Source organism: Jatrophihabitans telluris, from assembly GCF_023516435.1.
Taxonomy (GTDB): Bacteria; Actinomycetota; Actinomycetes; order Mycobacteriales; family Jatrophihabitantaceae; genus Jatrophihabitans_A; species Jatrophihabitans_A telluris.
Window position 1 is genome coordinate 3,614,575 of the sequence record NZ_CP097332.1, and the last position, 13,477, is coordinate 3,628,051.

Below are 13,477 nucleotides of genomic sequence, written 5' to 3' on the forward strand. Positions count from 1 at the left end.
TATCAGGCCCGCCGATGCCGGCGGCCGCAACACCATGCGCAAGGTGTCGTTGCGCAACCTCGCCGCGCACAAGCTGCGGCTGTTCCTGACCGTCCTGTCGGTCGTGCTCGGCACCGCCTTCGTGGCCGGTTCCTTCGTCTTCACCGACACCCTGAGCCACACCTTCCACGGCATCTTCTCCGACGTGGCCAAGGGCGTCGACGCTCAGGCGACCGGAAAGGACCTGTCGGGAAGCGGCGTCCCGGTCTCCGACCTGGGCACCATCGCCGCGCTGCCCCAGGTCCGGGCCGTCGACCCGCAGGTGGGCAATCAGATCGTCCTGCTCGGCAGCAACGGCAAACCCGTCCAGGGTGGCGGCGCGCCGAGCGAGGGACGTTCCTACTCACCACCGGATCAGTTGCTCGGCCAGGCGTACCACTTCATCCAGGGCACGCCGCCCGCCACAGCCGGCCAGATCGCCCTGAACAAGGGCGCGATGGACCTGGCCAAGCTCAAGGTCGGCGACACCACGAAGGTGCTCGTCCCCAGCACCGGCGTCGTCCCCGTGACGATTTCCGGCGTGTACGACACCAAGACCGACACCGGCGGTTACATCGGTGCGCTGTTCGCTCGCGACCAGGCCATGCAACTGTTCACCGACGGCAAGCACGTCGAGGTGGTCAACGTCGCGGCCAAATCCGGGGTGTCGCAGGTTCAACTGCGCGATGCCATCGCCCAGGCGCTACCCGACCTCAAGGTCAAGACCGGCGCCCAGGTCACCAAGGACACCCAGGCCGATGTCAACAACGCCCTGAAGTTCATCAACTACTTCCTGCTCGCCTTCGGAGCGATCGCTCTGCTGGTCGGCACGTTCATCATCTACAACACCTTCTCGATGATCGTGGCGCAGCGACTGCGAGAGCTGGCGCTGCTTCGGGCGCTGGGAGCCAGCCGCCGCCAGGTGAGCCGTTCGGTGCTTCTGGAAGCCGGCGTGGTCGGCCTGGTCGGCAGCCTGCTCGGGATCGCCTTCGGAGTAGGACTGGCCTACGGGCTTCGTGCCCTGCTGAACAGCTTCAACGTCGGCCTGCCCTCGGGACCGCTGCAGCTCGTGCCTCGCACGGTGATCGTCGCCCTGATCGTCGGCGTGGTCGTCACCCTGTTCAGCGCGTACACCCCGGCCCGGCGTGCGGCCAAGACCCCGCCGGTCGCCGCGATGCGTGCCGAGTTCGCCTCCACCGGTACGTCGTTGCGGATCCGCACCCTGTTCGGCGCCGTCTTCGCCGTTCTCGGCGCGGCCACCCTTGCCGCGGGTGGCACCGCCGCGGCCGGCGGCGGGGCGGCCAGCCTGGTCGGCCTCGGCGCGCTGTTGCTGATCCTGGGCGTGCTGCTCGGCGCGCCGGCTCTGTCGCGGCCCATCGTGGCAGTCGTCGGCAAGGTCATCGCCGGACCGTTCGGTCCCGTCGGGCGGCTGGCTCGCACGAACGCCGTCCGCAATCCACGCCGCACGGCCGCCACCGCCTTCGCGCTCACGCTCGGCCTGATGCTGGTCACCACCATCGCGGTGTTCGGTTCCTCGGCCAAGAAGAGCATCAACATGCTGGTCGACAACGGTGTCACGGCGGACTACATCCTCACCGGCCCGGACGCGATCGGGGTCCCGATCGGCGTGGGACCGGCGGTCGCCGGCCTGCCCGGCGTGGCCAGCTCCGTCGCCCTCGAACCCGTCGTGGTCAAGATGGACGGCAAGAGCATGCACGGCACGGGCGTGCTGGGCACGCTCACCGACGTCGGAACCGTCGACATGATCTCGGGGACCCTCGACCTCAGCGGGCACCACATCGCCGTCGCCGAGGACATCGCGAAGAACCATGGCTGGAAGGTGGGCGGCACCGTGAGCATGCGGTCGCCGGACGGAAAGACGATCCCGACCACGGTGACCGGCCTGTACAAGCACAATGACCTGCTCGGCCCCTGGATGACCTCCGACCAGCTCTACCGCGAGGTCACCCCCAGCAAGTACCTGACGGACATGGTCGTGCTGGTCAAGGCCGGTCCCAACACGGACCTCAGCCAGTTGCGGACGGAACTCATCCGGGCGACCGATCCGTTCCTGGTGATCAAGGTCCAGGACCGCGAGCAGTTCAAGGGAACCCAGGCCAAGCAGATCGACACCCTGCTGGCCGTGCTGTACGGCCTGCTCGCGCTGGCCATCGTGATCGCCGTGCTCGGCATCATCAACACCCTCGCGTTGTCGGTGGTCGAACGTCGGCGCGAGATCGGGATGCTGCGGGCGGTGGGCATGCTGCGCGGGCAGCTGCGTCGCACGATCTACCTGGAGTCGGCGCTGATCGCGGTCTTCGGAGCGATCGTCGGAGTCGCGCTGGGATTGACCTTCGGATCGCTGTTCGTGCGCACGTTGCGCGATCAGGGCCTGACCCAGATCGCCATCCCGTACGGGCAGGCCGTGACGATGCTGGTCGTCTCGGCTGTCGTCGGAGTACTGGCCGCGCTCTGGCCGGCGGTCCGGGCGGCGCGTACCAAGCCGCTGGAAGCGATCGCGGACCTGTAGGCCGCCGGCGACCCCGAGCGCGACACGACGAATTCCCGGTCGAAATTTGGCCGGGAATTCGTCACGGTCGGCTCCGGGGAGCTACCGTGAGATCGTGAGCTATCACGATCCGTCCTCCGGATCCCACCCTGAACCCCAGTGGGACCACAGCCACGGCCCGCTCGATCCGTTCCTCGGGGATCCGAACGATCCGTCGGGCCTGCTGGACGATCTCGACCCCGTGGAGCCGCTCACCGACACCGATCGCCGGGAGATCGCGGCAGATCTGGCCGAGCTCGAGGAGTTCGAAGCCGCCCTCACCCCGCACGGCATCCTCGGTATCGTCGTGGACTGCGGCGACTGCGGCGAGCAGCATTACTTCTCCTGGGCGCTGATGGCTGCCAACCTGCGCAGTCTGCTCGGCGACGGTCGTACCGGCATTCACGAGCCGGCCGCTGAGCCGATGCGCGACTCCTACGTCTCGTGGGACTACGCCCGTGGCTTCAGCGACGCGCTGGCCGCCCACCACCGCTGACCGCCCACCACCGCTGACCGCACCGGGTTGCTGACCGCCCACCACCGCTGACCGCACCGCCGCTGACCGCACGGGGTCGCTGGCCGCCCCGCCGCTGACCGCACGGGGTTGCTGAAAATTTTCGCTGCGCCGGCCGTTACCTGCGCCGCCCGCCCCTCGTTGAGCCGAACAGAGGCACCGAATCAGGTGCTCAGACCGTTCGGAGGATGCGATGGCCGACGTGTCCCGACTGCCGGCGCCACGCGCGTCGGACTGGGAATGGCAGCTGCACGGCGCGTGCCGTGGACTCGACTCCGCGACTTTCTTCCATCCCGAGAACGAGCGCGGCCCGTCCCGGGCTCGCCGGGAACGGATGGCCAAAGAGGTGTGCGCGCGTTGCCCGGTGACCGAGGCGTGCTTGAACTGGGCGTTGCAGACCCGAGAGCCCTACGGGGTGTGGGGTGGCCGCTCGACCGAGGAACGTGCCCAGTTGATCAAGGTGGCCGAGCCGGCCTAGCGGCCGCGGCCCCGACAACCGGGTGACAGACGAACTCCCTGCTCGCATTGCGGACGATGCGAGCAGGGAGTTCCTTTTGTCTTCGCCGAGCAGTCGGATCCGACCCGGCCGGACGCGATCGAACGCGTTCCGCGCCGGGCGGACCCGGTTCCTGACTAGTGGCTGTGCCCGTGACCGCCGTGACCGTGCGCGTCGGAGTCGGCCTCGGCCGGCTTCTCCACAATGGCGGATTCGGTCGACAGCACCAGGGCCGCGACGGAGGCCGCGTTGGCCAGCGCCGCCTTGGTGACCTTGACCGGGTCGACGACACCTGAGGTCAGCAGGTTGACGTACTCGCCGGTCGCGGCGTTCAGACCGTGGTTGGCCTCCAGCTCGCGGACCTTGGCGACCACGACATAGCCTTCGAGACCGGCATTGTTGGCGATCCAGCGCAGCGGCTCGACGACCGCCGAGGCGACGATCGAGGCACCGGTTGCTTCGTCACCGACGAGGTCGAGTGACTCGATGGCCTTGCCGGCCTGGACGAGGGCCGCACCGCCACCGGCGATGATGCCTTCCTCCACCGCGGCGCGGGTCGCGGCGATCGCGTCCTCGATGCGGTGCTTCTTCTCCTTGAGCTCGACCTCGGTGGCCGCGCCGACCTTGATGACGCCGACGCCGCCGGCGAGCTTGGCCAGCCGCTCCTGCAGCTTCTCGCGGTCCCAGTCGGAGTCCGTGGTCTTGATCTCGGACTGGATCTGGCTGATGCGAGCGTCGATGTCAGCCTGCGAGCCCCCACCGTGGGTGACCGTGGTCAGGTCCTTGGTGACGACGATGCGCCCGGCGGTGCCGAGATCGTCGAGGCCGACCTGGTCCAGCTTGAGACCGACCTCGGGCGAGATGACCTGCGCGCCGGTGACGATGGCCAGGTCCTGCAGGAACGCCTTGCGGCGGTCACCGAAGAACGGGGCCTTGACCGCGACGACCGCGAAGGTCTTGCGGATGGCGTTGACGACCAGGGTGGACAGCGCCTCGCCGTCGACGTCCTCGGCGATGATGACCAGCGGCTTGCTGGCCTGGATGACCTGCTCCAGCAGCGGCAGCACATCGGCGATCGAGCTGATCTTCTGCGTGGTGATCAGCAGGTACGGGTCGTCGAAGGACGCGACCTGCGCCTCGGGATCGGTGACGAAGTACGGCGAGATGTAGCCCTTGTCGAACTGCATGCCCTCGGTGAACTCGAGCTCGGTGGCCATCGTGTTCGACTCTTCGACGGTGATGACGCCGTCCTTGCCGACCCGGGTCATGGCCTCACCGATCAGGGCGCCGATGATCGGGTCCTGAGCGGAGATGGTGGCCACGTGAGCGATGCTCTGCTCGCCCTCGACCGGGATCGAGGCGGCGTCCAGCGCCTTGCTGACCGCCTCGACGGCCGCGTCGATGCCGCGCTTGAGGCCGGCCGGGTTGGCGCCGGCGGCGACGTTCTTCATGCCTGCGTTGACCAGGGCCTGAGCCAGCACGGTCGCGGTGGTGGTGCCGTCACCGGCGACGTCGTTGGTCTTGGTGGCCACGGACTTGGCCAGCTGGGCGCCGAGGTTCTCGAACGGGTCGTCCAGCTCGATCTCGCGAGCGATGGTGACGCCGTCGTTGGTGATCAGCGGAGCGCCGAAGGACTTGTCGAGGACCACGTTGCGGCCCTTCGGACCGAGGGTGACCTTGACGGTGTTGGCGAGCTTGTCGACGCCGCGCTCTAGCGAACGTCGGGCATCCTCGTTGAAGCTGAGGATCTTTGCCATGAAAATTCCTCTCTGACAGTGCTGAGGTGGGTTGAGCGCTGAGCTGGTTTAACGGGAAACGCCCCGGCGTGCACTCGCACTCCGGGGCGTCACGCCGTGGGTCTTACTTCTCGATGACGGCGAGGACGTCGCGCGCCGAGAGCACGAGGTACTCCTGGCCGGCGTACTTGACCTCGGTGCCGCCGTACTTCGAGTAGAGGACGACGTCGCCTTCCTTGACGTCGACCGGGATCCGGTTGCCCTTGTCGTCGACGCGGCCGGGGCCGACCGCGAGGACGGTGCCCTCCTGCGGCTTCTCCTTGGCGGTGTCCGGGATGACGATGCCGGACGCAGTGGTGGTCTCAGCCTCGAGGGCCTGAACGACGATGCGGTCCTCAAGCGGCTTGATGTTGACCTTGGTGGCGGTCACGATCAGCTCCCCTCCTGGGGTTTGTCCGATTGCATAAACGGTCTGGGTGTGTCGGGCCTGATCGCCGTCGCGGGGGTCAATCAAGCCGTCAGCTAGCACTCTAGCTCTGAGAGTGCCAGCCAACAACATCAGGGGGGTGGAACCCAGCGCGGCGGATCAGCCGAAGAGGTAGCTCGTCCACGTCGCGCCACCGTCCGTGGTGGTCCAGACGGCCGGTCGGCCGGAGGGCGCCGCAGCCAGGGCCCTCCCGACCTGCGGCGTCTCGAATCCCAGCCAGGTCGCGTTGGAGGGACCGCCGGGGACCGCACGGAACGAGGCCCCGCCGTCGGTGGAGCGGTAGGTCGGAGCGGGCGAGGACGCGAGCAGCACCTGGGCTGAAGCGGCGGCGAAGGCGGGCCCGAGCCGGTCGGCGGTCCCCGCCGCGGGAGCGAAGTGGTTTCCCCCGTCGCTGGAGATCAGGGTCCGCGACCTGCCGTCGGCGGATCGGCCGCGGCACAGCAGCGACATGCTCCCGTCCGACGCCGTGGCGGCCGCGATCGTGTCGACCTCGGTACTGGTCCCTCCGGCCGAGGGCCCCTGCGGGCAGGGCTCGGCGCGGTTGGTCCAACTGCGTCCACCATCGGTCGAGGTGAAGACCACCGACCGGGCGTCCTGAGCCCCACCGGCGGTGTGGCCCCTCGTGACCAGCACGGCCCGCGAACCCGATCGCGCCAGCTGCGAACCAGCCGACTGCTGGCTGCCGGGCAACGTGACCGGTGTCCAGCTCGTCGTCCCCACCGTCGACCAGCTCACCTGATTCGGGCACCCGGGCAGGCAGTTGCTGGACACCCGCAGGGCCGTGCCGTCGGCGATCTCCAAGCCGTAGGCGCCCCCGTCCTGCTTCACCCAGCTCTGGCCGCCGTCCAGGGTCATGAACAGCGCCTGCGCTCCGAACGCATAGCCGATCGTGCTCGATGCGAAGCGGATCTGGTCGATGGCCAGACCGGTCCAGGCCGGCGGCCGCGGGAGCAACGTCCAGCCCTTTCCGCCGTCGGAGGTGCGCAGCAGGTCGACCGGGCACGCGCTGGCCGGGCACTGCGGCTGGGTAGCCAGTACCCAGCCCTCGGTGGGACTGACGAACGTGGCGTCGGTGAGAACGGCGCTGTGCGGCAGGATCGGATGCCCGGCGCCTCCCGCCGACGAACTCGGACCGGACGATCTGGACGGCGATGTCGATGTCGCTGTGGACGGCGATGTGGACGGCGATGTGGACGGCGATGTGGACGGGGATGTGGACGGCGATGTCGAGGGCAGGCCCGGCGAGCCGCCGGTACTCGTTCCCGGGCCGGCCGGCGGCTGGTGGGCACCGTCGGAGCGCAGCAGAGCCCGCCCGACCACGCCTCCGGCGATGAGGATGGCGACCGCGACCGCGGCAAGCAGGGGCAACGTCCAGTTCCGGGCAGCGGAGCGGGCTCTGGACGCCGACGGCGACCCTCCCGCCGAGGTGGCCAGCCGAGCCGGCTCCCGTTGGACCTCGGCGATGATCCGCGACGCCAGGCCGGGCGGCACCTCGGCCGTACGGGCTTCGGCGCGCATCGCGGCGCGCAGGGTGTCTTCGGTGTTCACGTCGACAGTCCTTTCGTGGGCGCCGCTGAAGGACGGGTGACGACAGCCGCTGAGGCGTTCAGCTCCGTGCGCAGGCCGCGCAAAGCGCGGCTGGCGATGCTGCGCACGCTCGCCCGGCGAATTCCGAGCTCGGTGGCGATCTGTTCGTCGGGCAGGTCGTGCAGGAAGCGCAGGACGAGCACCGCGCGCGGCCTCGGCTCGAGCCGGTCGAGCAGCCGTCGCACCAGCTCGGCGTCGCTGACCGCAACCGCCGGATCGGGGTCACCGACGATCTCCGGGGGACGGTCGTAGAGCAACTCGTGCCCGGACTTCTTGCGCTGGGAGTTGAGGAACGTGTTCAGCATGCTGCGCCGGACGTAGGCGAAGGGCGCGTCGGCCTGCATCACCTTCGACCACACCGGGTACAGCCGGGTGAACGTCTCCTGCACGAGATCCTCGGCCGCGCCGCGGTCCCGGGTGAGCAGGACCGCGGTGCGGAACAGGCTCGCGCTGTGGGCGTGCACGAACGGCGCGAAGTCCGTCGCCGTGCGGTCACCGCTGCTCATGATGTCCTCCCACCGAACAGACACAGGATGCGCCCTGATCTGTGGCAATGGCTTTGCGAATGTGCGGACCGCGGCGGTTCTGCCGTAGGACAGACTGACAGGGTGACCGGACCCGGGCTGCTACTGAACGCGGCCGGGCGCGCCGACGTCGAGACGGCGATCGCGCGGATCGCGGAGCTGGCTGAGCCGGACCCGCTCCGCCGGGCCGCCTGGGCTCGTCGCGAGCTGCCGGGTGAGCTGTGGCGTCCCGCGGTGGAGCAGTGGGAGCTACGTCAGCGCGCGCGGGTCAAATTCGGTGCGGCGGCCGACGACTTGTGGTTCACCCAGGCCGGTCTGGAGCAAGCCAGCCGACCTGAGGTGGCCGACCACCGGGCTCGCCGGTTCCACGCCGCCGGCGCCGGCACCGTCCTGGACCTGTGTTGTGGACTGGGCGGCGACGTCCTGGCCTTCGCTCGCAACGGCTTGGGCGTCACCGCCGTGGAACGTGACCCGCTCACCGCGGCCCTGGCGACAGCGAACACCGGTGTGGCGGTCGTGACCGGCGACGCCGAGGACGCCGACCGTTCCGCGGCCGGGTCGGTGTTCATCGATCCGGCTCGGCGCACGGCCCGTGGCCGGACTTTCGACCCGGCGGCGTTCTCCCCCGCCTTCGACTTCGTGCTGTCCGTGCTGGCGGACTCGCGACTGGCAGCAGCCAAGCTCTCACCGGGCCTGGACCACGCCCTCATTCCCGCCGACGCCGAGGCCGAATGGGTTTCCTACGGCGGTCAGGTCAAGGAGGCCGTGTTGTGGTCGGCCGGTTTCGCCGAGTCACCGGGCCGGGACCGGATCGGCCGGCGGGCGACGTTACTGCCCTCCGGCGCGCAGCTGAGCGACCAGGACGCGAGCACCGATCGTCTCGGCGGCATCGGGCCATTCCTTTTCGAGCCGGACGGCGCGGTGATCCGGGCCGGCCTGGTGCAGCAAGCCGCGGCCGCCGTCGGAGGCTGGCGGATAGACGAACAGCTGGCCTACCTCTCCGGCAACGATCCGGCCGCTGTCCCGTTCGTGCGCGGCTTTGCCGTGCTCGACGTGCTGCCCTTCTCGGTCAAGCGGCTGCGCGACGAACTCCGGCGTCGCGAGGTCGGCACGGTGGAGATCAAGAAGCGCGGGGTGGACGTCGATCCGGCCCGGCTTCGCCGCGAGCTGAAGCCATCGGGGCCGAACCAGCTGACCGTCCTGCTGGCCCGTCTGGGCACCGGACCGGCGAGCCGCCGGGTTGCCGTGCTGGCCGAGCCCGTCTGAGGGGGGTCAGGCCGCAATCAACGGGTGAACCTGCAACGTGCAGCTACGCATCCGAAGCGGCATGGTGCCCAGCAACTCGCCCGTGGGCAGACCTACGGTGAGGGCGCTGAGCCGCGAACAGATCGTGGCGCCGTCGGCAGGCGTGCGGTCACTGGAGTCGATCACCGCCCGGGCCGAGTGCCCGGGCGCCAGGACGATGACCGCCGGGGCGCCGGTGGTGGTGAGGGCGGAGCCTGTTGCCGACATCCGGTGCACCGAGGCGATGAGGGCGCCCTCGACGCTCTGGGCGGCGACCTGCGGGTAGCCCTCCACGGCGCAGGGGCGATCGCTGCGGTTGCGCAGACCGACCGCTGCCGCGGTGGCCCCGGTCGCGGTGAGGGACAACGCCAGGTCCGACGGGCTGCACGCGAAGGCCACCCGATCGGGCACCCCGAGGCCGTAGTGCAGGCCGTCCTTGGTGGCGAAGGTCCAGGTGAAGACGCTGCCCAGGTCCGCGGCCGCCTTCTGGTCCCCCGCCGTCGGCAGGCCGGCCTCGCTGGCGGTGACCCTCACGCCCCGGGCGTCGGCGCGGACGGCCAGCACGTGCAGGTTCTGCGTCGGACGGATCAAGGTGGCCACGATCCGGTCGTCGTCGGCGGTGTCGATCACCCGCACCAGACTCGGGCCGCGCTGACCACTGGCATCCGAACACCGGACGGAGATGGCTTGCAAGTCCGGGTGCCGGCTGACGGCGAAGGCCGCCCGGGCCTCCTCGACGGTCGAGCGCTCGGGCCAGTCATCACAGCTGAGAGAGTCGAGATTCGGCGGGGGCGCCGGCGCGGGCACGCTCGTCGGTGGCGGAGGGACGGCGATCCGCTGGTGCGCCGCCCGGCGGGAATTGAACACAGCGATGCCGACCAGCAGCACCAGGGCAGCTGCCCCGGCGAGCACCTTCGTCCGCACACCTGTATTAGACGCCGTTGCCACGCTGGTGGTTCGACGCGATCAGCCGAACGGATGGACCTTTATCGAGCACAGGTGCAGGGGGTAGCTCAGGCTCACCGGCTGGCCCCCGGAGGGCAGCTCGATGTTCAGCTGGTCGGCGGACGCGCACCGCATGTCGTGACCGGCCTCGATGATGAGCACGGTCGACCCGCCGGGTTCGAGGGTGACCACCGCGTTCGGGTCGGCCGGGGTGGAGTGGTCATAGGCCGCCCGGGCGCCCGAGGCGCTGGATGCGGTCGCCGAGTCGGTGGCGGCAGTGGCGCTGACGTCGGGATAGCCCTGCAGGACGCAGGACTGGGGGCCGGTGTTGGTCAGTTTCACCGCGGCGGCCCAGCCCGCTTCCGGATGCAGCGTGGCATTGGCGCGCAGCTGGCTCGACACGCACGCCTGGACGGTGACCACGTTCCCGAGGGGCGTGAACGTCCGGCCGTCGGTCGACATCGCGAACCGGTACTCGGTGAGCGCGCCGTGCCGGGGCCCGGTCACAGCCCGGTAGTCCGTTCCGGTGACGGTCACGACCACGGTCCCGCGCTCGGAGGAAACGGTGACGTCGGTGGTGTGCAGGCCCTCGCGCGGCGTGAGAAGGACCGCTTCGGGGAGCGCGTCCCGGCGGTGCAGTCGGTAGACCGTCACCGTGCTCGCCTCGGACGTCCCGGCCGTACCCGAACAGGCCGAGGTGGCGAAGTAGAGGGTGTCACCGGTGGCCGGATCGGGGACCCGAGCGGGGAAGGTCTTCGCGGTGCCCGATTGGCCGGCACCGCAGTCCGCCCCGGCGCCGGTGGGTATCCCCGGCGAGGTCACGCCGGGGCGCGGGCCGAGCAGCGCCGCCGTGCCCCCCGCCGCTCCTGCCGCCGCGCTTGCCTGCGAGTCCGCGTTCGGGCGGTTCGCCGCGTAGCCGCCGGCATTCTGCCTGTCCGCTGCCGCGGATCCGGCCGAGCTGGATTTGGTCTGGCCGTTCGGGTGAGCGACCACCGCACCGACTCCGCCACCGATCACCACCAGCACCGCCGCAACCCACCCCGCGGCCCTCGCCGACACCAGGGGCCGCCACCACCGCGGGTCCTGCGGGTCCCCGGGGACGGCGACGGTAGCGGCGAGTACGGCCGAGATCGTCGCGGCGGGGTCGGGGGCGTCCAGTGCGTGGGCGCGCAGCACCGAGTCCAGCTCCTCGGTCAACGTTCGCTCGGTCATCGTTCTCGCCTCAGTTCACATTTCTCAGGTAATACGAGCCGACGGCGTCGTCGGCGAAACTGCCGGTGGCCCGCAACGTCGCCAGCGCCCGGCTGATCAGGCTGCGGACCGTGCCGACTCGGCAGTCGAGCGCTCCGGCGACCTCGGAGTCGGGCAGGTCGTGGAAGAACCGCAGCACGATCGCGGCGCGCTGCCGCTCGGTGAGCACTCCCAGCTCGCGCCAGAGCAGGTCCTGGGAATCGACGGCCGCGGTCTCGTCCGGCTGAGCACCTGCCTTCTCCACGAACCCCTGGTAGCCGTCGTCGAAGTGCACCTCGGTGGCCGACATGCGACGCTTGCCGGCCAGGAACCGGTTCACCATCGATTTGCGCACGTAGGCGAGCCGGTGTTCGGCGGCCTGGACCTGGCCCCAGCGCGGGTAGAGCCACACCAGGCTGTCCTGCACGAGTTCCTCGGCGTCGGGGCCGTTGCGCGTCAGCAGATAGGCGGTCTTGAGCAGGCTGTCGGATTCAGCGTGGACGAAGGCGGAGAAGGCAGCATCGAGCCGCTTGCGCTCGTCGGCAGCATCGAGCCGCTTGCGCTCGTCGGCAGCATCGAGCCGCTTGCGCTCGTCGGCAGCATCGAGTCGCTTGCGCTCGTCCTCGGCTTTCCCGCTCACGCCACCATGATGCGGCCGCGTGGCGCATTCGTTGCGTCAGCGCGGCACGGGACGGAACGTCCAGGCGTGCGCGGGGCGATCGGCGAGTTCCCGGGGCAGCCCGGCGAGGTCCTGTTCGGCCCGGCCGGTGGGGTCGAGCACGACCACCCGGTCCTCGCTGCGGAAGACCTGCGCCGTAGCCGCCGCGTGCTCGGCGACCCAACTGGTCAGCGCCTCGATCTGCCCCGTTGCCGCTTTGATCTCCCACATCAGGACCGGACCGGGTCCGGGCGCGGCGTCGGAGGGCGTCACGGCAGGGGGCGGCGCATGGTCACGGCATCCACCCGGCCGTGGTCGTAGTAGCCGCGCCGGCGGCCCAGGGGGTTGAAACCCTCACCCTCGTACAGCGCGCGGGCCGCGCGGTTGTCGACGCGAACCTCCAGCAGTACCTCTTCCGCGCCGCGCCGCCGGGCCAGCTCCACCATCGCACGCACCAGCAGTCGGCCGATGCCGCGTCGCCTCGCGTCGGGCAGGACGGCCACGGTCAGGATCTGAGCGGTCTCGGCGATCGTGATCAGGCCCGCGCTACCGAGTACCGCGCCGCTGGAGTCGACGGCCACCAGGTAGTTGCGCAGCTCGGTGTCGGCCAGCTCCTCCTCGTAGGACTGCCGGGACCAGGCCTCGGTGCCGAAGACCTCGTCTTCGTAGGGCATCAAGACGTCCAGGTCGGCCGGGACCATCGGCCTCAGCGTCACCGGCTCGGTCACGACCGTCCCCTCATCGCGGCCGGCACCACCGCGTCCGGCCGGCGCAGGTACAACGGGGTGAGCACCTCCGCGGGGGCGCCGCCGGCCACCCGATCAGCCACGAGCGTGGCCAGCTCGGCGACGCGGGGGTGGTCGTGGTCGAGCAACGGCAGACCGAGTTCGGCTGCGTAGAGTCGCGCTCCGGCGCCGGCCATCGCCGTGAGCCCGGCCAGCTCCAGCTCGGCCGGACGGGCCACGTCAGGGTCGCCTACCCGCAGGCCGTCGCGATAACGCGCCCAGTAGAGCTCCTTTCGGCGCGCGTCGGTGGCGACCAGGATCTCGAGCCCGCTCGGGACGCCCGCACCGCTGGGGACAGCCTGGGATGGCGGTGCCGCGTCAGCGAGGGGATCGGCCGGCAGTCCGGCGGCCATTCCGATCGCGTCCAGGGAGCACTGGCCGTAGGTCGGCACACCGATCGCGTCGGCGAACGCGGCCGCGGTGACCAACCCGACCCGCAGTCCCGTGAACGGGCCGGGGCCGACACCGGCCACCACCGCGTCCAACTCATCCGGGCGCAGGCCGGCCGCCTCCAGCACCGACCGGATCGACGGCGACAGCAGCTCGCCGTGGGCCTTGGCGTCTACCGTGATCGATTCGGCCAGTACCCGGATCGAACCGCCGTCGAACCGGACGATGCCGGTCGTGACCGCTGGCGTGGCGGTGTCCAACACGAGGGCAAGCAC

14 protein-coding genes are annotated in these 13,477 nt (G+C 70.2%); 4 read left to right on the top strand and 10 right to left on the bottom strand.

What is annotated here, in order from left to right:
• Positions 1–34: 34 nt before the first annotated feature.
• The 3 genes from M6D93_RS16560 (at position 35) to M6D93_RS16570 (ending at position 3,558) form a co-directional block, all read left to right on the top strand.
• Positions 35–2,548, top strand: a complete 2,514-nt coding sequence (locus M6D93_RS16560) for an ABC transporter permease (RefSeq protein ID WP_347343686.1) — start codon at positions 35–37, stop codon at positions 2,546–2,548.
• Positions 2,549–2,642: 94 nt separating this feature from the next.
• Entirely contained in the window at positions 2,643–3,062 is a 420-nt protein-coding gene (locus M6D93_RS16565) for a DUF5319 domain-containing protein (RefSeq protein WP_249770883.1), read from the top strand.
• 211 nt (positions 3,063–3,273) lie between these two features.
• Positions 3,274–3,558 carry a WhiB family transcriptional regulator gene (locus M6D93_RS16570; protein ID WP_249770885.1) on the top strand — a complete coding sequence of 95 codons (285 nt, stop codon included), beginning with the start codon at positions 3,274–3,276 and terminating at the stop codon, positions 3,556–3,558.
• 155 nt (positions 3,559–3,713) lie between these two features.
• Here M6D93_RS16570 and groL read toward each other — a convergent pair whose 3' ends face one another.
• The 4 genes from groL to M6D93_RS16590 all read right to left on the bottom strand — a co-directional run bounded on the left by groL (position 3,714) and on the right by M6D93_RS16590 (position 7,892).
• A complete protein-coding gene (gene groL, locus M6D93_RS16575) occupies positions 3,714–5,333 on the bottom strand; it encodes a chaperonin GroEL (RefSeq protein ID WP_249770887.1) in 1,620 nt (539 codons plus the stop codon).
• Between the two features lie 103 nt (positions 5,334–5,436).
• Positions 5,437–5,745 (bottom strand): co-chaperone GroES, encoded by a 309-nt coding sequence (gene groES / locus M6D93_RS16580; protein WP_347343687.1) that lies wholly within the window; start codon positions 5,743–5,745, stop codon positions 5,437–5,439.
• Between the two features lie 153 nt (positions 5,746–5,898).
• A complete protein-coding gene (locus tag M6D93_RS16585) occupies positions 5,899–7,347 on the bottom strand; it encodes a WD40/YVTN/BNR-like repeat-containing protein (RefSeq protein WP_249770889.1) in 1,449 nt (482 codons plus the stop codon).
• Positions 7,344–7,892, bottom strand: a complete 549-nt coding sequence (locus tag M6D93_RS16590; RefSeq protein WP_249770891.1) for a SigE family RNA polymerase sigma factor — start codon at positions 7,890–7,892, stop codon at positions 7,344–7,346. Before M6D93_RS16590 ends, M6D93_RS16585 begins: the two co-directional genes overlap by 4 nt.
• 102 nt (positions 7,893–7,994) lie before the next feature.
• On the opposite strand from M6D93_RS16590, the gene M6D93_RS16595 reads away from it, so the two are divergent.
• The gene (locus M6D93_RS16595; protein WP_249770893.1) at positions 7,995–9,176 is read left to right on the top strand and encodes a class I SAM-dependent methyltransferase; all 1,182 of its coding nucleotides are present in this window, start codon (positions 7,995–7,997) and stop codon (positions 9,174–9,176) included.
• Positions 9,177–9,182: 6 nt separating this feature from the next.
• Here the strand turns inward: M6D93_RS16595 and M6D93_RS16600 are convergent, their stop codons facing one another.
• Genes M6D93_RS16600 through tsaB form a run of 6 tightly spaced genes read right to left on the bottom strand, consistent with a single transcriptional unit; the run spans position 9,183 to position 13,477 of the window.
• Entirely contained in the window at positions 9,183–10,118 is a 936-nt protein-coding gene (locus tag M6D93_RS16600; protein WP_249770895.1) for a DUF4232 domain-containing protein, read from the bottom strand.
• Between the two features lie 42 nt (positions 10,119–10,160).
• Positions 10,161–11,351, bottom strand: a complete 1,191-nt coding sequence (locus M6D93_RS16605) for a DUF4232 domain-containing protein (RefSeq protein WP_249770897.1) — start codon at positions 11,349–11,351, stop codon at positions 10,161–10,163.
• A gap of 10 nt (positions 11,352–11,361) precedes the next feature.
• On the bottom strand, positions 11,362–12,009 hold the full coding sequence (locus M6D93_RS16610) for a SigE family RNA polymerase sigma factor (RefSeq protein WP_249770899.1): 648 nt from the start codon (positions 12,007–12,009) through the stop codon (positions 11,362–11,364).
• Positions 12,010–12,045: 36 nt separating this feature from the next.
• Positions 12,046–12,300, bottom strand: a complete 255-nt coding sequence (locus M6D93_RS16615; RefSeq protein ID WP_249770901.1) for a hypothetical protein — start codon at positions 12,298–12,300, stop codon at positions 12,046–12,048.
• On the bottom strand, positions 12,297–12,755 hold the full coding sequence (gene rimI / locus M6D93_RS16620; RefSeq protein WP_249770903.1) for a ribosomal protein S18-alanine N-acetyltransferase: 459 nt from the start codon (positions 12,753–12,755) through the stop codon (positions 12,297–12,299). The genes M6D93_RS16615 and rimI overlap by 4 nt, the downstream gene beginning before the upstream one ends.
• Positions 12,752–13,477 (bottom strand): tRNA (adenosine(37)-N6)-threonylcarbamoyltransferase complex dimerization subunit type 1 TsaB, encoded by a 726-nt coding sequence (gene tsaB / locus M6D93_RS16625; RefSeq protein ID WP_249770905.1) that lies wholly within the window; start codon positions 13,475–13,477, stop codon positions 12,752–12,754. Before tsaB ends, rimI begins: the two co-directional genes overlap by 4 nt.

What these genes read in the sequence shown, in the direction of transcription:
- M6D93_RS16605 (WP_249770897.1), bottom strand. Translation starts at nt 11,351, where the DNA reads ATGACCGAGCGAACGTTGACCGAGGAGCTGGACTCGGTGCTGCGCGCC.
- M6D93_RS16560 (WP_347343686.1), top strand. Translation starts at nt 35, where the DNA reads ATGCGCAAGGTGTCGTTGCGCAACCTCGCCGCGCACAAGCTGCGGCTG.
- M6D93_RS16590 (WP_249770891.1), bottom strand. Translation starts at nt 7,892, where the DNA reads ATGAGCAGCGGTGACCGCACGGCGACGGACTTCGCGCCGTTCGTGCAC.
- groL (WP_249770887.1), bottom strand. Translation starts at nt 5,333, where the DNA reads ATGGCAAAGATCCTCAGCTTCAACGAGGATGCCCGACGTTCGCTAGAG.
- M6D93_RS16570 (WP_249770885.1), top strand. Translation starts at nt 3,274, where the DNA reads ATGGCCGACGTGTCCCGACTGCCGGCGCCACGCGCGTCGGACTGGGAA.